Genomic DNA, 18,164 nt, shown 5'->3' with positions numbered 1-18,164 from the left:
CGAAGCAGGATACCTTACCTGTTACCTGTTACCTGTAACCTGTTACTTCAAAGCGCAGCTTTGCCTATCCTTGCTCCCTGTAACAGCTTTGTCTCAAAGCCTTCCTTTGTGTTCTGCAGCAGGTCGTCATCGACCCTGACCTTGCCCTTCTGGGTAAGCAGGACGATAGTCGAGCCGCCGAACTCAAAGTAGCCCTTTTCCTCGCCCTTTGTGACATATATCCTGCCCTCGGTGTTGTGGTTGGTTATCTTGCCGACAAACAGCGCACCTACCTCCATTACTATGACATCGCCGAACTTCTCGGAGCGTATCATGCAGTATTCACGGCTGTTTTCCTTGAATACAGGCGAGTGGTGAAGTGCAACAGGGTTTACCGTCTGCAAAACGCCGTTTATCTTTCTGTTGTGGCTCTTTACACCCGAGCAGGGGTAAACGTAGCGGTGGTAATCATCAGGAGTCAGGCGGATAACTATGGCATTGCCGCCCTGGAACCTCTCGGAGAGCTTCTGGTCACGCAGCAGAGAGCTTACCGTGTATACAGAGTTCTTGATGACAAAGGTGCTCGAATTGGTTATCTCGTAAGCGCTCACCTTGCCGTCAGAGGGGCTTATGAGCACGTCCTCGTCCTTGTTTATGAGCCTGCGTGAGCTCTTGATACGGCGCTTGAAGAAATCGTTGAATGATGTGTATTTAGTTTCTTCGTAGTCGAAAACGTCGATGCCGTTTTTATCGGCAAAGCCGCTGATAAACACGGTAGAAACATCGCTGTCCAGGAACTTTCTGCCTATCTTCGACACAAACGGCGCACCCATGAGCTTTACGGCAGCTCTTGTGGCTGTATGCGAATAGACAGTATCGAGCAGCTTGTCCTGCGATGTAGTGTCTTCAAATTCATTTCCCATTCTGTCTCTGTATTTCATTTTTTCCACTCCTTTTTCAATGCAGAATGCATAATGCATAATGCATAATTAATGTGTGCGCCGCAGGCGCACGATATGCCCATTCGGGCTATGGTGGGAAGGGTTTAGCTTCGAGGGCAGTCTCTCGTTTTGCTCACGCTACAGTAGGGGGGCTTTCCGGTCGCCCCCCCTGCTCCGGCTGCGCCTTCGCCACCCCCTTCGGGGTGCAAATCATACGGCTTAGCTGAGATCGTCAGGCTGACAGCCCGAATGGGCATCTGCGGCGTAAGCCGCACCTCAATTATGCATTATGCATTCTTAATTATGCATTTGCGAAGCATTATGCATTTGCTGAATGCATTCGCATTCAGCATCACTTGCGCATTACCCTGAAGATGTAGCCTAAGAATATCAGCACGCCGAGGGTAAAGAGGATAAGTATGCCTCTGTTGGAGAGCTTCTTTATGCTGATGTTGAGTACGAAAAGTATTGCCACGAGCAGCATGAAGCCCTGGAAAACGTAGGGGAACCATGCAGACGGTATGTTCATTCTGCCGACGTAGATAAGGGGCAGTATGATAGATGTAGTTGTTATCGGAAGACCCTGGTATTCCTTTCTGTTTTCGGCTGTTGTGCGCTGACGCTCCTCCTCCATTACGTTGAAGTAGCCAAGCCTTATCACGCCGCCTAAAACTATCATCAGCGCCGATACAAGGCCAAGGCCGTAGTTGAAGCCGTAGCTGTAGCCTATGCAGGCAGGCAGTACACCGAAGCATACCAGGTCGCAGAGCGAGTCTATCTGAATGCCGAAGACCTTCTCCTGGTCTGTCCTGTCCTTCTTGCTCCTTGCCACCTTGCCGTCAAACAGGTCGCATATTCCCGAAACGACCAGGCAGAGGAAAGCAATGGACATATGCCCCTCAAAGACCTGTGTTATGCCGAATACAGAGGACATAAGCCCTATGTATGTCAGTATTACCGTGTAATTGTAAAATCCTATCATCTTCTATCAGTCCCCATCATTATAAGTAATTGAGTTGTAAATTATCCGTTGCTTAGTCAGGCTGTTTGCCGGGTGCGTTTGCTTTTTCGCTTTCCGGCAGAGCCTTTTCCTCCTGTTTTACGTCAAAGTCCTCCTCGATTATCGGGTGGTGCTTTGCGAATATGTGGCAGGCAAGGGTTATAAGACCGCTTATGATTATCAGCGCATAGAAGCTTATGCCACGGCTAAGAAGCATAGCCGAATTGAGCTCCGAGCCGAATATGCCCTCAAAGAGTACGACAAAGCAAGCCTCTGAGATACCTGCTGCACCGGGCAGCGGCATCATCTCTACCATAATGCCTATTACCGTCTGAACAGCGATTATCGGTATGAAACCCTCGCCCGACAGCCCGAAGGCACGGTAGACTATATAGGTTATGCTTGAAAGCAGTATCCTCTGGAAGAAGGATATGAGCATCACGTTCAAGATGACTTTCTTGTGCTTTTTGACGTACTCAGCGCCTATAGCGTAGTTCTTGGTGATGCGTGACACCTTCATGATGTATTTCTCGGGATTCTTTATCAGCTTTATCGCTGTGAGCAGGTTGACTATCTGTATGCCGAGCTTTCTTGCATACAGCGGCTTGGCAAGCACGAATATCATGCCCACAAGCAGCCCCACATTGAGCACATAGCCGAGTATCAGCAGCCAGCGCCAGTCGCCGAGGGCTGCCTCGCAGTAGTCGTGCTTGAATATCAGGAAGATAGTTCCTAAGATAACGAGCGCTGACTTGTAGCATATCGTAACTATCCAGGTTATCAGTGTCGAGTAGCCTATCTTTATGCCGTCACGCTTCATATAGACTATCTGCATAGGCTGGCCGCCCGAGGCCGAGGGGGTTATGCAGGAGAAAAAGAAGCCTATGAATGAATAGCGTATGCACCTGAGCAGGCTCACCTTTATCTTGTATATCCTGAGCATATAGTGGAATATGCAGGATTCGCAGCAGACAAAGGCCACAATGGTCACCAGCCCGAGTATAGTCCAGCAGTTGTCAGCCCGTTTTACGTCCTCGATTATGTCGCCGAGCTCCCGGTTGTGGAAAAATATCCGAAAGACCATGATACCGGCGAACAGTATAAAGGCGATATCGAGAATGTATGTCACCGTTTTTTTGCTTAATTTCAAATAATCTCTCCTCTTGTTGGCAATGCGGTATTGCCTTATCTCACCGAATAAACTGCCAGAAGCACAAGGAATGCCTGTGCTATCGCAAAGCGGAAGACTACCTCGCTGTCCTCCCAGCCCTGATTCTTTCTCATGTGGTCGTGAATGGGTGTTCTTATGTTCTTCATGAAGTTTTTAAGCTTAAGGTATCTGATAAAGGAGAGCTTTACAAGTCCTGCGCCGCCGTCAAGGATAAGCATGAACGAACCTATCAGGAACAGGAAGGGGTGGCCTGTCTTAAGGTAAGCCACAGCTATTATAACGCCGAGCGCTCTTGAGCCTGCATCGCCCATGAGCATCTTTGAGGGCTTGCAGTTGTACCAGAGGTATGCAAGCAGAACGACTACAGATGTGAGCAGCATCATAGCGGAGCTGTCATCGTCAGTGCCGGCCTTTATCACAGCAAAAGCGCCGAGAATGGAGACAAGCGACATAGAGCCGCACAGACCGTCGATACCGTCAGAGCAGTTTGTGACATTGATAGATGCCCAGACGAGTATAACGCCGAGTATTATGAACACAGGCGCCGGCATAGTGAAAGACGAGCTTAAAAGATGTATCTCGCTGCCGTTGTAGTGGTAGTAGGTAAACGATATGCCTACCGATATCACCATGTCGAGCACGCCCTTTTTGAGCTCGCCCCAGGGAGTTTCGGAAGCGTCGTCGAGAAAGCCTGTTATCATTGCAAGGTATATGAGCGCAAGGTATATTATAAGCTCTAAGCTAAGGGGAACAAACAGCGCACAGAGCAGCACGAAGGCTGTTATGATGATAATGCCTGCACCTCTCGGCTTGCCCTCTGAGAGAGCGCCGTTTACAGCGAACTCTCTGCCCTGGTCCTTAGGCAGCAGGCGGCTGAGCTTTTCAAGTGAAAACATCGAGCCGAAGAAGCTGACACCTAAGAATATCGTATAGAACAGCGACTCATATCCGTCAAGTAGTTTATAGATCATAATTCTTATCTCCCCTTGATGAAAGGGGCTTTACCTCCTATATTTCCATATTGGTATACACAAATAAACACACTATTTATTATACTATATTTTTAAGAAAAATGCAAATGTTTATAAGCGTCAAATTGCACAAATTTTATCCCTCTAAAATAAGAAATGTAAGAAAAAGTATAAACAGTCGGACAATTTGTCGGAATATCACGAAATATTCATTGAATATACTATTGATTTTCGGGGGATTAAGTGGTATAATTTATGTATATATAGATATTTTAAGGTGTTACCTTGTATTGGAGAGACCTGCACAGGGAGCTTTTTTGGCAGGCTTTGTGTTTTCGGTGCAGGAAAAAGGATAAGGAAGGAGGAGCTCTTTGTATATGGCAGATAACAGAAAAAGAAATAAAGCCTTGTCAAATAAAAAACAGGTGTCACGCAAGGAGCTTGTGCTTTTCACGAGGATAAAGGCAGTATTTTGTATGTCCCTTTTCGCACTGGCCGTTGTGGTCTGCGTCAGGGTGGTGGATGGGCTGAGAACGAGCAACGCATCGGCTACGGCTCCGCAAAGCACAGGTGTTCCGGAAAACAATATAGCAGCTCAGACAGCGGGCGACCCGACAGCAAGTGTCGGCGCAGACGACAGCTCTGATGATGACCCGGCTGTGAAGGGCAGCGGAAAAAAGGACGCTGACGATAAAAACTCAAACGGCCAAACCTCAAACGGCCACAAGATAGAAGTCGTAGACGGCAGGACGTATATAGACGGCGTTATCATAGCAAACAAGAGCTATTCGCTGCCGAAGGACTATGACCCCGGCCTTAACGAGAAAGCAGCCGCAGCGTTTGACAAGATGTCTGCTGACGCTTACGCCGAGGGGATAAGCCTTTTCATCTGCTCTGACTACCGCTCGTACAGTATGCAGACAGAGCTTTATAACGGCTATGTCTCCCAGTACGGCAAGAAGAAGACCGACCGTTTCTCGGCACGCCCCGGCCATTCGGAGCACCAGACAGGCTTTGCTATGGATATAAACGACGCATCTGACGACTTCATCGGCACGCCCGAGGCCAAGTGGCTTGAGGAGCACTGCACCAACTACGGCTTTATCATAAGATACAAGAAGGAAAAGGAGTCGATAACCGGCTTTAAATACGAGCCGTGGCATATCCGCTACTTAGGTGTCAAGCTTGCAAAGAAGGTCGAAGCGAGCGGCCTTTGCCTGGAGGAATATTTCGGCATCGACTCGGTCTACAAGGAAGACAAGGAATAATTGATGATAATGTAAATGTTAATGTAAATGTTAATGTTAATGTAAATGATACACAGCAGGGAGCACTCAGAGTTCCCTGCTTTTTCTTTTCCAAGCTAAAGGTAACATATTTTTTCTCATAAATCAACCGGCAAAACAGATAAATATTTGTTCTCGCAATATGCAACAAAACGACAAAGGAAACAAGAAGAAAACGACCTGACACACAACGACAGAAGACGACAAAAGACGACGAAAACAGACGACGACAGACTGTCTTTTTCTTCTGTCTGTCTGTCGTGTCTTTATCTCTTTCTTTTTCTTTTTCTGTGTCTTCTTCTATGTCTTCTTCTGTTCCTGTGTCTGTGTCTTTATCTATATCTTTATCTGTATCTATATAGTACCTGTTTGTATACATTTGTATAGACTTGTATACAATTGTATCCGCTTGTATACTTATGCATAGCGGAGCATTTTAAATAAGCGCCGCAGGCGCACCTCAACTGTTACCTGTTACCTGTTAACTGTTAACTAATAAGGAGGCTATCTCTCCCCCGAGAAGCCTGCCCGTGCAGCGCACCTCATCTATAGAATTTGCCTGCGAGCCTATCTCTATCAGCAGCGCACCGGTGGACAGATCCTGATTGTAGAAGCGGTAGTCAAAAAGCAGGGGGCGGCAAAGCTCGGGATAGTCGCTTTCGCACTGCTCCTGTAAGGCACAGGCGAGCTTAAAGTTTTCAAGGTGGTCTGGCACATCGCCGTTCTCGTCGCCGGCGCAGGATATTATCATTATCTGGGCGGCACTTTTGCCGTCTATCTCGCAGCAGGGGGCAAGGCGCTCGCCGGTGTCACGCTCTATGCCGTCACGGTGGATGTCAAGGACTATCTTTATGCTCGGGTATTGCCTGAGAAGCTCGCTCACCGTCGCCCTGCTCGAATCATACGCCGCATCGTAGCTCGGGTAGTCGTGTACAAGCGTGTCATGCAGGCAGGTTATGCCGTTTTGCTCTAAGCTGCGGCATATCTCGTCACCTACAGAGACTATGTTCATATCCCTCTCGGTGGTCTTGCAGGAAAATGCGCTGTCGTAGTGCTCACGCTCGGTTTTTTCAAAGCTCTCGGTGGCGTGTGTGTGGTAGATGAGCACGAGCGGCTCGTCCGGAGTGCAGGGCTGTATATCCGGGCGCTCACGGCTTAGACTCAGCAGGTAGTCGTTGTCGTAGTCGGTGCAGTTTCTCACCTGCGAGCCGTTATCAAGCGTTATGAACTGCTCCGTATCGCCGTCTGTGAAGGTATAGCGTGTTATCAGCCCGTCCTGAGCCGTTTCGTCGTTTATGTAGGGGATAGCGCTCAGCACCTCGTCGCTCGGCAGGGGAGTGGGTATCTCACGGCCTGTGTGAGTCTCACACTCCTCCGGGGCGCAGAATATATCGAGTGCCGAGACTGTTCCTGCCGCAAAGGGACTCAGTCTGCCGGCTATATTAAGGCTCTGCCGGGGCGTGCTGTCTGCTTCTGGCGCATCTGTGAGTGTCAGCGAGTATGAGCCGAGGGCGGCCTTTGATATCCAGCCGCCGTTCTCACCGCTGCCTATATCCCTTGCAGTCTGCCCCATGCCCCACACGAGCACCGGCACCCCGACCGCCGCCACAAGCACCGCCGCCGCCTTTACAGCCGCTCTTTCTATTCCCATGATACAAGCCCCCTTTTTTTATAGTCTATGCGGCAGGGAGGGGCGTTTATTCAGGTAACAGTTAACAGGTAACAGGTAACAGTTATGGTGCGGCTTACGCCGCTTATGCCCATTCGGGCGGTAACGCTGCGCTCAGTGAATAGTGAATAGTGAAGAGTGAATAGTTGTGGTGTCGGCTTACGCCGACGGATGCCCATTCGGGCGGTATGTGACTGAGGAAAGGCAAGTCCGAAGGGGGTGGCGGCAGCTTCGCTGACGCAGGGGTGGCGCATGAGCCCCCCTACCGTAGCGTAGGATAAGCGAGAGCGCTCCCTTGAAGCCAAGCCAGCTCCATAAACACCAAACAAATATCCCCCGGGAAATAAGACGAATACCCATATAGAAGTTTTGCCCCGAAGCGTTCAAAAGCGCTTCGGGGCATTTTATTTTATACGGTTGCTAAGATAAATCAGAATTTGCATTATCATAACTTATTTTGTTACTTGTCCTTTTCTGTATCTACCGAAAAAAATACCGTCATCAACATATTTGTCAGCCTGAGATACCCACATTGGAAATTTTCCTGTTGCTACGGCAGTCTGTCCGTTAAGCATTCCTGTATGGAATGAAATATGACGGAATTGTCTCAGTACCAGTTCCATTCTTGTATGCTCACAGTTTTCAGGACATTCATACAGCATTTCATCTGTAAGAGAATCAAGATATGCATATGTTTTTTTCTCTACACTGTCAAGATAATCAAGAAGCTGCTCATCAGATAAGATAACAGAAGCAGGCTTGTCAGGATTGTCAAGTCCTTCTTCATGAAAAGGCGGTTCATCATATACACAAGGATTTATAAACCATTTATCAGCTGAATGAAGTGCATGATACGCCCATCTCCAACACGGAGCGCCGCAGCATATCGCATCTCTGTCATAAGTCTGGATAGATGTTCTGATATTCAGAAAATTCGGTTTCGCCATTTCTTTTATTATCATACATAATTCATTCATTATATAATCCTCCTGTTCTAAATTCCGATTTGTCAGTAACAATTATAGCACATCATCTCTGCACTGTCAATAGAAACGCCATAGTACTTCTGACTTTGCATCAGAAATACTATGGCTTAAAACTTCTATATGAGTATCTTTCTTATCTCTCAGGGGATATGTGCTTTGTGTATTGAGCATTGCTCAGATCGCTTCGAGGACCTTGCCGTTCAGGGCAAGCTGGTAGCTGCCGCCCTTGATGAACTGGTTCTCAGGCTCGGCGTAGGTGGTGACGTTGGCGGTGTTCAGTATCTTGCCTTTCAGGTCAACATCTGTGAACGAGATAAGTGTCTGACCGCCTCTGCCGCCGAAGGCAAGGGCTTCTGAGCCGTTCTCTGTGAGTGTCACAGAGGTGCGCTCTATCATTATGTCTGAGTTGCCTATCAGTGCGCCGAAGGCTGTCAGCATATCGGCGTTCATGTCCATTACAACGCTCATGCTCTCGGTGTGGATAGATGCTTTGTTGCCGTGCAGCGTGCCTATGCCGACTGCAAGCTGGCTGTCAAGCGTGACCTTGACGCTTGAAAACATTATGTGTGCGCTCATGTCGCCCTCGGTCGAGCCTATGCCCGTGCTGTATGCACCGGTCGATACACACTCAAAGTCGCAGCCGACCATGCTGATGCTGGTGCTGCCCCTGAATGCGCCTATGCCGATGTTTGAGCTGCCTGCAAGGCTGAAACAATAGCGCCCTCTGCCTATCTCTATCTCGCCGCCGAGGCCTGAGCCTATGCATACGCCTGCGTGGCTCTCGGCTTTGACGGATATGGTGCCGTTCTGCTCGAAATGCAGCCTGCCGTGGCGTGATTTAAGGTCGTTGCCTATGCCGTACCAGTCGCAGTAGGCAAGCTTTATGTCAAGGCTGCCGTCGCCCTCTGTTTTGAATACAGAGCTCTCAGGCACGCAGATGCCGCCGTTGCAGAGCATATTGCTGCCGACGAGCGACAGGGTGAGCTCGCAGTCATTGCCCATTTCTATGCACGGCCTGCCGACGATGTTTGAGAGCTTGACGTTTCTGAGCGCCAGCTTGCCATTGAAGCCGTCTGCTATGATGATATGTATGCCCGAATCCTGATGCGGCGAGCCGCTTAGTATGACCTCGCCGCCGCTGCACCTAAGGCCTATCTTGATGCAGCTGTAGCCCTCGCCTGAGAGCCTGTCGAGGAGTATACGCTCGTTCTTTTCGGCGGAGTATATCTTTAAACGCCTGCCGTCTTCAAGCTCCTGCCTGTGGGCTTTTATCTCGGACTTTAACTCGTAGGGTATCTCTGATATGACCTCAGCCGACGGCCTTGCGGTGTAGAAGCCCTGGATAAGGTCAGCACCGAGCAGGATAACCGTGCGCAGCTCCTCGGTGTTCTCAACGCCCTCGGCGAGTGCGAGTATATTGTTTGCGTGGCAGAAATCTATTATCTCACGCACAAAATGCTTTTTGTTGGGGCTGTGCTCTATGCCGCTCAAAAGCGCTCTGTCTATCTTGACGTAGTTGGGCGTATAGCGCAGCAGGTTGCTGATGTTTGAATAGCCCGTGCCGTAGTCATCTATCGCTATCGGAATACCGAGGGTCTGGTATTTTTCCTTGATGCGGTTGAGCTCGCTCTCGTTGTATTCCGACCGCTCGACCATTTCTACAACGACGTTCCCGAGCCGCTCGGCGAACATCTTCTCTATCTCACTCGCAGCATCAGGGCGTATGCGTATGTTCGGCATACTGTTTATAAACACAGGCTTGCCGTGGAACATATCCCTGTCGGAGTTTACGAGCCTTAGTATATTCATGAAGGTGTACTGCTCGACATCACTGAGCCTGCCCGAGAGCTCTGCGTATTTTAAGATGTGGTAGGGGGTTATGCCCTCCATGCCATCGGCACGCATAAGCGCTTCGTAGGCGTAGACCTCGCCGTTTTCAGCCCTTACTATCGGCTGGAAGTGGTAGGTAAAGAGGTTGTCGTCAAGCAGCATCTGCACAAGACGGTTCTCCTCACGCTCCTCCTCCGAGAGCTCCTTCTCGCATACGGGCAGCCCGTGAGTGTCGGCTTTCAGTGCTGCAAGTCTGTGCGTCAGGTCTGATATAAGCTCAAACAGCTCAGTCTCATCAGCCATGCCGGACAGCTTGTCTTTATATTCCCCCTCCAGCGCATAGAGCTCTTCCTCTGATGAGATATCGGCAGATGCCCTGAGGTAATTTTTGAGTATGTCTAAACTGCTGCTGTGTTCGTTCAACTTCGTTCCCTCCCTTCATAAAACTATTCACTATTCACTCTTCGCTGCTTCAATTGCATAAATATCATTATTCATTATACCATAATCATAAGTGTAAGTCAACAATTCAAAGACGTGCTTTTTGTTAAAGTAGCAGCCGGTAAGTCAAAAAATCTATATAAAATTTGTGCAAAGTGAACAGAAAACGTTATCGCTCTGCCAGCGTATGGAAAAAGCAAAGCCCCCGGTGATATTTACACACCGGGGGCTGTAACAGTATTTTCAGCTTAAATGCCGCACTCCTCGTAGTCCTTCCACTTCTCGTAGTGAGCCTTGTCGTCAAGATATCTGTAGACAAAGAGTGCTGTTGAAGCTACCACCAGCAGCAGAGCACCCATAATTGCCCAGAATGACCTTTTCTGTGAGTATTTTTCCATGTGTTGTGTCCTCCTTTTATTTAAGTATGATGGCTATAACACCTGCGCCATCGTTCTTTACAGCGTAAAAACCTGCGTATTCCTTGTAAATGCCGGATTTTTCGCAGGCAGCAGCGAGATATCTGCTTACAGTGTGCAGCCCCGTCTGCTCGTCCGAGCTCATTATGAGCTTGTATACATCGTCAAAGGTGCTTTTGCTGCACCGTACACTTGCGCATACCTGCCCCTCTGTGAGTGACAGCGCAAGAGCGTCGGTCACCATCTCGTCAGCTTCATCTGTGCTGTCGATGTACAGGCCGTTCTTGACGAAGTAGTTCTCATCAGATGCCCACGCCTCGGGGTAATAGCCGAAGCGGTTTTTATCAGTCGTATGCGTGCGTTCAAGCTGCTTGTCGGGTACGGCGTAGTAGTCGTATCTGACGTAGTCAGACCCGAAGCTCGACACAGGGTCGTCCCAGGTCACATCGAAGTTGTACCACTTGTTGTCAAGCTGTATCTTGTTCCAGATGTGGGTGAGCTTCTGCCCTGAGGAGCTGGTGCTCTCGCCGGATATCAGCAGCGAGTATATGCCTGCCTTTTCGCAGAGGTAGTCAAGCGCCATAGCATAGCCCTCGCAGACGGCCTTGCCCTCGACAAGGCAGCCGTAAGCGGTGTAGCTTGAGTTGCCGCCCTCTTTTGAGTATTCGCAGTTCTTTATTATATAGTCGTGGAAGTATCTTACCTTTTCGCTGTCGGTCATGCCTGAGGGCAGGCTGCCGATTATCCTTGAAGCCGCCGCACGGAGTGCCTTGTGCTGCTCCTGCGCCTGTTTGGTATCGAGCGAGTAGTCTATCGTATACTTGGTGACATATCCTCCGCCGACAGACATCTTGAAAGTTCCTGTGACATAGTTTACCTCGGGCATAGTGCCGAGCACCGTGTACAGAAAGTCCGCCGCTTCGCTCTGTCTAATCACCTTTTCCGGGATAGGGATATCCTTTTGCATCTTCCATATCCCCTCGGACAGCGAGTTGTAGGCTCTGCGCTGGTCTTTGGTAAGGTTTCTGAGCTTGAGTTCATCGTATTTGGTGACGTAGCCGTCGGCGTAGATGTGATATTCGGCCTGCGGCTTTTCGTCCCTTTCCCTGGCAGCAGTCTGCGGCTTGCCGGAGGTGTCCTTAGCCGATGACGATGTTGTTATCCTGCTTGTTACGGTAGCGTTCGCAGGCTCAGTCTGCTGCGTTTGCTGCTCGGTGTAGTTGTAAGTCACCTGCGGCGTGGTCGTCTGGCTGGAAGTATCTGCCGGGGTGGTCTTTTTGGTGGTGGTAGTGCCGCTCTCTGTCTTTTTGTCAGAGGCTTTTGTGGCAGCCTTTGAGGTCTTGCCTGTCTTTTTGCTCTCGGCTGATGTCGTGGTCGTTTCTTTCGACGTGTCGGAGGACGGTTTGGCAGGGGGGCTTTCAGTCTCCTGCTGTGCCGGGGCAGTTGCCTGCGGCAAAGACGAGCTGTCTGAGCTGCCTGTCTTCGAGCAGCCGCAAAGAACACACACGCACATAAGCATTGACAGCGCCGCAGCTTTTACGGGTATAATGCGCCGGAGTGCATATTTTTTGTGTCTTTTTCCTTTCATAGAATATCTCCAGTTTAAATTTTTTACACGTTTATATTTCCCGAAGCTGTTTCTTTCTTATTCGGGCATATCCGATGCACGATCATGATATCACGAAGTTCCGCTCGGAACAGGGGAGAGCTTTTTTATCCTGAGCTTTTCTATCTTTGTCTCGTCAGCTCTGAGGACTGTGAATTTTATATCGTTCCACTTGACGGTCGGCTTCTGGGTGCTGCTTGGGATAAATCCGAGCTTATCTATCACAAAGCCGCCTATCGTGTCGAATTCCTCGGGTATCTCTATGCCTGTGCCGAGAGCTTCCATAACGTCCTGCGGCCTTGCTGTGCCGAGCACGTCGAAAGAGCCGTTGTCAAGGCTGGTTATCTCGGCAAGCTCGCCCTCGTCGAATTCGTCTTCTATGCTGCCGACTATCGCTTCTATCAGGTCTTCCATAGTCACGATGCCTGCCGTGCCGCCGTATTCGTCAACGAGCGCCGCTATCTGAGCCTTTGAAGCGCTCATCTGCTCAAAGAGCTCGCCGCACTTGATGTTTTCCGGCACGAAGCTGATATCACGGGCTATATCTCCTGCCGTGAGGTCGCCGAGCTTGTTTTCATAGCAGATGCGCAGCAGGTCTTTTGAATAGATAACGCCGCACAGGCTGTCTATCGTGCCGTCGTAGACCGGCAGCCTTGAAAAGCCCTCGTTTATCGCAAGCTCTGCCGCCTCGCTCGCCGGGGAGGAGCGCTCGATGCCTGTTATGTCTATCCTGTGGGTCATAACGTCCTTGGCTTCAAGGTCGTCGAACTCGAAGATGTTGGTTATCATCTCGGCCTGGTTCTCGTCGATATCGCCCGAGTCGTTTACAGCGTCAACGAGCATGAGGATATCCTCCTCGCTCACCGGCTCGTCGCCTGTAGTGTCCTCAACGCCCGACCTGCGCAGCACAAAGCCGCTTATGCCGTCAACTATCGCCGTAACAGGCCAAAAAAGCGTCATCAGCAGGCTGTAGAGCCCACAGAACCTGAGTGCGAGCCGCTCGCCTATGACCTCATAGCCCGAGAGCCGCCTGGGGGTATTTATAGCAGTTGGTATTATCAACACAAGAATGAGCAGGAGTATCACATAAGCGACTGCCCTTGCAGCCTCGCCGAGCGCACCTGTTATGACCGAGCGCAGCTCAGATGAAAAGCCCCACTCGCACATAAAGCACACAGCCGCCGTGAGCAGGCATCTTTCCACGATGCCTGTGACCTTTACTGCCTGCCGCCTGTCCTTAAGGCGCAGCAGCCTTTCAGCCCGTCTGTTCTTGCTCTCGGACAGGAGAGAGCGCAGCTTGTTCTCGCTGCAATCGAGGATACTGCTCTCTATCGCCGTGAACAGGAACAAAAGCATTATAAGCACGAGAGCCGAGCTCCCGGAAATACATCGCCGCAAGACGTCGTCCATAAATTACTCCTTTTTTGCGTTGGTCGTTTAGTCAGTTAACAGTTAACAGGTAACAGGTAACAGTTGTGGTGTCGGCTTACGCCGACGAGATGCCCATTCGGGCAATATGTGACCGAGGAAAGGTCAGTCCGAAGGGGGTGAGCGGCAGCTTCGCTGACGCAGGGGTGGCGCATGAGCTGTCTGCGACAGCTCGAAAGCCCCCCTATCCGTAGCGTAAGGATAGCGAGAGACTACCCTTTTAGCTATTTTGTGGGAGCGCTTTCCTTCAAGGTGGCTTTCTCGTCCTCAGGGGGTAGACCGAGGGGCTTTCGAGCCGGCTTTGTCGGCTCATGCGCCACCTCGACCCTTCGGAATGCCGCCCTACGCTATACTGTCGGACAGAAACGGCCGATATGGCGCTCGTCTGCTTGCGCAGACAGCCAAGTTTCGCAAAGCGAAACTTGCAATAATCGGCGTGAGCCGCACACCTCAATTATGCATTCTTAACGCTGCCTGTAAACGATTATACTATTATTATAATTATACCCGCTCGGGGCTGGTTTGTCAACGGGAAAATCAACAATAAAACAGGAGATAACAGCCTGATTTTTTGTACTATAAGGCTTTTTTGAGTAAAAATAGCCTAAATTTCTCGGCGGTACTTGACAAAATAAGAAAATGAATGTATAATTTATAGGTGAATGTGTTTTTTTAACATATAAATAATATTTACTCATAGAATGAGGGAGGATTTTTAGTGAAACGAGGTAAGAAGCCGGTCTTTTTTATAGTTCTGCTTTGTATCGCTGCGTTTGCTTATCTGACATATGCAGGTATAGGCACTCAGTACGGCGATATCAAGACGACCTATATCAAGGGCGTTGATGAGATAAGATGGGGTATAGATATCCAGGGCGGTGTCAATGCCACATTCGAGCCCGCAGATGATTACGATGCGAGCGAGAAAGAGATAGATGCGGCAAAGGCCGTTATCGAGCAGAGACTTGTCTCGCTCAATATCACTGACTCGGACGTTTATGCCGATTACAACAAAAAGCGTGTAATGGTGTCGTTCCCGTGGCAGGCAGGCGAGGAGAGCTTTGACCCTGAGGAGGCTGTATCAGAGCTCGGCGAGACTGCACTTCTGACATTCAGAAAGGGCAGCGAGGCGACAGGTGAGGAGATACTCACAGGTACGAGCGTACAGTCTGCCGAGGCTGTTCCTTATCAGGACAAGGAGTCAGGCGAGACAACATACGTTGTAAGCCTTGAATTCGATTCCGACGGCTCAAAGGCATTCGCTTCGGCTACGGCAGAGCTTATCGGCAGCCCGATATCTATCTGGATGGACGATAAGTGCATATCTGCTCCTAAGGTAAACTCAGCTATCACAGACGGCAAGTGCCAGATAGAGGGCGACTTCACATACGATTCCGCCAAGGCTCTTGCTGATAAGATAAACGCAGGCTCACTGCCTTTTAAGCTCGAAACAACGAGCACGAACATCATCTCTGCTACCCTCGGTGAGGGCGCAAGAACAGCTATGATAATAGCAGGCGCTATCGCATTCATCATGATAGCTCTTTATATGACTCTCGTTTATAAGCTCCCGGGCTTTGTGGCTTCGCTCGCACTGTTCGGCCAGGTGGTAGGCACTATCGCCTGCATATCCGGCTTCTTCGGGAATATCGAGAGCTTCACGCTCACCATTCCGGGTATCGCCGGTATCATACTTGCTATCGGTATGGGCGTTGACGCCAATGTTATCACGGCAGAGCGTATCAAGGAAGAGCTCCGCTCGGGCAAGACGCTTAACGGCGCTATAGAGCTCGGCTACAAGAGAGCATGGAGCGCAGTATTCGACGGTAACATCACAGTCGTATTCGTAGCAATAATCCTCATGGGCGCATTCGGCCCGACAGACGGCATCTTCGCTACATTCTTAAAGCCTATATTCTTCGCATTCGGCGCAGCTACAGCAGGTACTATCTACTCGCTCGGCTATACGCTGCTTGTGGGTATCATATTAAACTTCGTGTTCGGTATCTTCTGCTCACGCCTTATGCTCTCCTCGCTCGCACAGTTCAAGTGCTTCAAGAAGAGAACTCTCTACGGCGGCTTTGCTGACGATGATGAGACAGCTAAGGAGAAGTACGAGGCTGCTAAGGCTAAGAGGCTCAACGTTGTGGGCAACAAGAAGAAGTTCTACGCTGCATCTGTTGCACTCTTCGTGGCATTCGGCATAGTTACGGCAGTGTTCGGCCTTAGCGTGGCTATCGAGTTCAAGGGCGGTACTATCATATCCTACACCTACACTGGCAGCATTGAAACGAGCGACGTTGAAAAGACTGTCAAGGATTCGATCAGCGAGGACGTTATAGTAACAAAGGGTACTAACTTCTCGTCTGACGATACAACTATCAAGCTCTCCTTCTCATCAAAGGAAGGCATAAGCGACGACAAGCAGGCGACCCTTGCAGCAGCTTTGAAGGAAAAGTTCCCGGACAACGAGATAGAGCTTCTGGAATCCTCTGACGTTTCCGCTTCAAACGGTATGGAATTCTTCTTCAAGTGTCTTGTTGCGGTAGCGGCTGCGGCAGTCATCACGATAATCTACATCGCATTCAGATTCAGAAAGATAGGCGGTCTTTCTGCCGGTGTATTCTCGGTAGTAGCGCTTATTCACGATATGATAATGGTCTACGGCTGCTTTGCTATATGCCGCTTCGACATAAACGCAAACTTCATGGCAGTTCTGCTCACCATTCTCGGTTACTCTATCAATGCGACTATCATCATCTACGACCGTATCCGTGAGAACAGAAGGCTTTACGGCAACAAGTACTCGCTTGACGAAATGGTCAATATGTCTATTACACAGACTCTCGGCAGATCCATAAACACCACCGTTACAACAGTTATGGCTATGGCAACAGTATGCATAGTCTGCACAGTATACGGTGTAAGCTCGATAATCAGCTTTGCATTCCCGCTGATAATCGGCATGATAGCCGGTGTATATTCTTCAAACTGCATAGCTCCGACCCTTTGGGTAGCATGGCAGGATCACAAGTCCAAGGCCGCCAAGAAGGCAGGCTACACAGGCAAGAAAAAGAAATAATTGATATTTCAAAGCCCTGACGCTTAGTCGGGGCTTTTTTTCAGGTAACAGGTCACAGGTAACAGGTAACAGGTGAGGTGCGGCTGCGCTGCTTATTGCAAGTTTCGCTTTGCGAAACTTGGCTGTCTGCGCAAGCAGACGAGCCCCATATCGGGCGGAAACGCTGCGCTTAGTGAATAGTGAATAGTGAATAGTGAAGAATGAATAGTGAATAATTGAGTGAACGGCAAGTCCGAAGGGGGTGGCGGCAGCTTCGCTGACGCAGGGGTGGCGCATGAGCTGTCTGCGACAGCTCGAAAGCCCCCCTACCTGTAGCGTAATGATAGCGAGAAACTACCCTTTTAGCTAAATAGTGGGGTCAACTTGCCTTCAAGGCAGCTCTTTCGTCCTCCGGGGGTACACGAGGGGCTTTCCGGTCGCCCCTCGACCCTTCGGAATGTCGCCCTACGGTTTTAACAATACCGTCAGGTCTGCACGCCCGAATGGGCATCTCGTCGGCGTAAGCCAAGTTATGCGAAGCGAAACTTGCGTCCTTTAAGCCTTTGGCTTAAAGACAATACACCACAACTGTTACCTGTTACCTGTTACCTGTTAACTGACCAAGCGCCGCACCTTCATTATGCATTATGCATTCTTAATTATGCATTATATTATGCATTATTATAGTGCTTGCTGCCTGAATTATTAACCAACTGTTCCCGATAAGTGAATGATTTACTAATTGTTCACAAATATTCCTGAGGAATGTGATATAATAATAGCAACCTAATAATGATATCAAGGAGGAATGTAAAATGGCAAGTGAACACGCAGGCGGAACTATCGTGGTCACCTGTGACCTTCTCAACGTAAGACGTGGGGCAGGCACGGGCTGGGGTGTGCTCGGCACGCTTAAAAGAAACGAAACCAAAACGGTGGTGGACTCGAAAAAAGAGGTAAACAGCACCAGGCTCTGGTACAGGATAGACTTCGAGGGCAAGGAAGGCTGGGTGGTAAGCACTTATGTGAAATTCACCCCTGCACCGAGCGCAGGCCGGCCGGCAAGAGCTTCTTCGGGTATTTCAAGCCGCCCGGCGGTATCAAACACAAGCTCACGCCCGGCATCGTCTTCTGTAAGCTCACGCCCTGCTGTGTCGAACGTAAGCACCCGTCCGGGGTCGGGGAACAAATAAGTTTCACGATAATATTTGGTATGAAAATTTACTGTTTGGTAACAGTTCTGTCATAGTAGAACTTTTTGACTTTGAGGCGGCGGTTTGTTGTGCAAATCGCCGTTTTTGTGTTTTATGGGAGGATAGTAAGGCAAAAACGCTTGACAAGGCCTTGTTTGAGGCGTATAATATTATACTGTATCATAA

13 protein-coding genes are annotated in these 18,164 nt (G+C 49.6%); 3 read left to right on the top strand and 10 right to left on the bottom strand.

The window, feature by feature from the left end; genetic code table 11:
• Positions 1-47 precede the first annotated feature (47 nt).
• The 4 genes from asd to CD05_RS0112720 all read right to left on the bottom strand — a co-directional run bounded on the left by asd (position 48) and on the right by CD05_RS0112720 (position 4,062).
• A complete protein-coding gene (asd, locus tag CD05_RS0112735) occupies positions 48-920 on the bottom strand; it encodes an archaetidylserine decarboxylase (protein WP_028510808.1) in 873 nt (290 codons plus the stop codon).
• Positions 921-1,272: 352 nt separating this feature from the next.
• Entirely contained in the window at positions 1,273-1,902 is a 630-nt protein-coding gene (locus CD05_RS0112730; protein WP_028510807.1) for a CDP-alcohol phosphatidyltransferase family protein, read from the bottom strand.
• A 52-nt stretch (positions 1,903-1,954) separates the two neighbouring features.
• Positions 1,955-3,070, bottom strand: a complete 1,116-nt coding sequence (locus CD05_RS18625; protein WP_051589005.1) for a lysylphosphatidylglycerol synthase transmembrane domain-containing protein — start codon at positions 3,068-3,070, stop codon at positions 1,955-1,957.
• Positions 3,071-3,105: 35 nt separating this feature from the next.
• Entirely contained in the window at positions 3,106-4,062 is a 957-nt protein-coding gene (locus CD05_RS0112720) for a hypothetical protein (RefSeq protein ID WP_028510806.1), read from the bottom strand.
• A gap of 377 nt (positions 4,063-4,439) precedes the next feature.
• Between CD05_RS0112720 and CD05_RS19955 the strand changes: the two genes are divergently transcribed.
• Entirely contained in the window at positions 4,440-5,330 is an 891-nt protein-coding gene (locus tag CD05_RS19955) for a M15 family metallopeptidase (RefSeq protein ID WP_242841266.1), read from the top strand.
• A gap of 499 nt (positions 5,331-5,829) precedes the next feature.
• On the opposite strand, the gene CD05_RS18615 is transcribed toward CD05_RS19955, so the two are convergent.
• The 6 genes from CD05_RS18615 to CD05_RS0112685 all read right to left on the bottom strand — a co-directional run bounded on the left by CD05_RS18615 (position 5,830) and on the right by CD05_RS0112685 (position 13,706).
• Positions 5,830-6,999: a stage II sporulation protein P gene (locus tag CD05_RS18615; protein WP_051589003.1), complete on the bottom strand. Its 1,170-nt coding sequence runs from the start codon at positions 6,997-6,999 to the stop codon at positions 5,830-5,832.
• Between the two features lie 470 nt (positions 7,000-7,469).
• On the bottom strand, positions 7,470-7,994 hold the full coding sequence (locus CD05_RS0112705; RefSeq protein ID WP_028510805.1) for a hypothetical protein: 525 nt from the start codon (positions 7,992-7,994) through the stop codon (positions 7,470-7,472).
• Between the two features lie 183 nt (positions 7,995-8,177).
• Positions 8,178-10,256, bottom strand: coding sequence for an EAL domain-containing protein (locus CD05_RS18610; RefSeq protein ID WP_051589002.1), 2,079 nt, complete (start codon positions 10,254-10,256; stop codon positions 8,178-8,180).
• Between the two features lie 266 nt (positions 10,257-10,522).
• The gene (locus tag CD05_RS20950) at positions 10,523-10,672 is read right to left on the bottom strand and encodes a hypothetical protein (RefSeq protein WP_198021596.1); all 150 of its coding nucleotides are present in this window, start codon (positions 10,670-10,672) and stop codon (positions 10,523-10,525) included.
• Positions 10,673-10,688: 16 nt separating this feature from the next.
• The gene (locus CD05_RS19950) at positions 10,689-12,278 is read right to left on the bottom strand and encodes a transglutaminase domain-containing protein (RefSeq protein ID WP_028510804.1); all 1,590 of its coding nucleotides are present in this window, start codon (positions 12,276-12,278) and stop codon (positions 10,689-10,691) included.
• 90 nt (positions 12,279-12,368) lie between these two features.
• Entirely contained in the window at positions 12,369-13,706 is a 1,338-nt protein-coding gene (locus CD05_RS0112685) for a hemolysin family protein (protein WP_028510803.1), read from the bottom strand.
• 736 nt (positions 13,707-14,442) lie between these two features.
• Between CD05_RS0112685 and secF the strand changes: the two genes are divergently transcribed.
• Positions 14,443-16,806, top strand: a complete 2,364-nt coding sequence (gene secF / locus CD05_RS20395) for a protein translocase subunit SecF (RefSeq protein WP_028510802.1) — start codon at positions 14,443-14,445, stop codon at positions 16,804-16,806.
• A 794-nt stretch (positions 16,807-17,600) separates the two neighbouring features.
• Positions 17,601-17,978, top strand: coding sequence for an SH3 domain-containing protein (locus CD05_RS0112675; protein ID WP_028510801.1), 378 nt, complete (start codon positions 17,601-17,603; stop codon positions 17,976-17,978).
• Positions 17,979-18,164: the final 186 nt, after the last annotated feature.

This window comes from Ruminococcus sp. NK3A76 (genome assembly GCF_000686125.1).
In the GTDB taxonomy this organism is placed as follows: Bacteria; Bacillota; Clostridia; order Oscillospirales; family Ruminococcaceae; genus NK3A76.
This window is presented reverse-complemented; position numbering and strand designations above follow the sequence as displayed.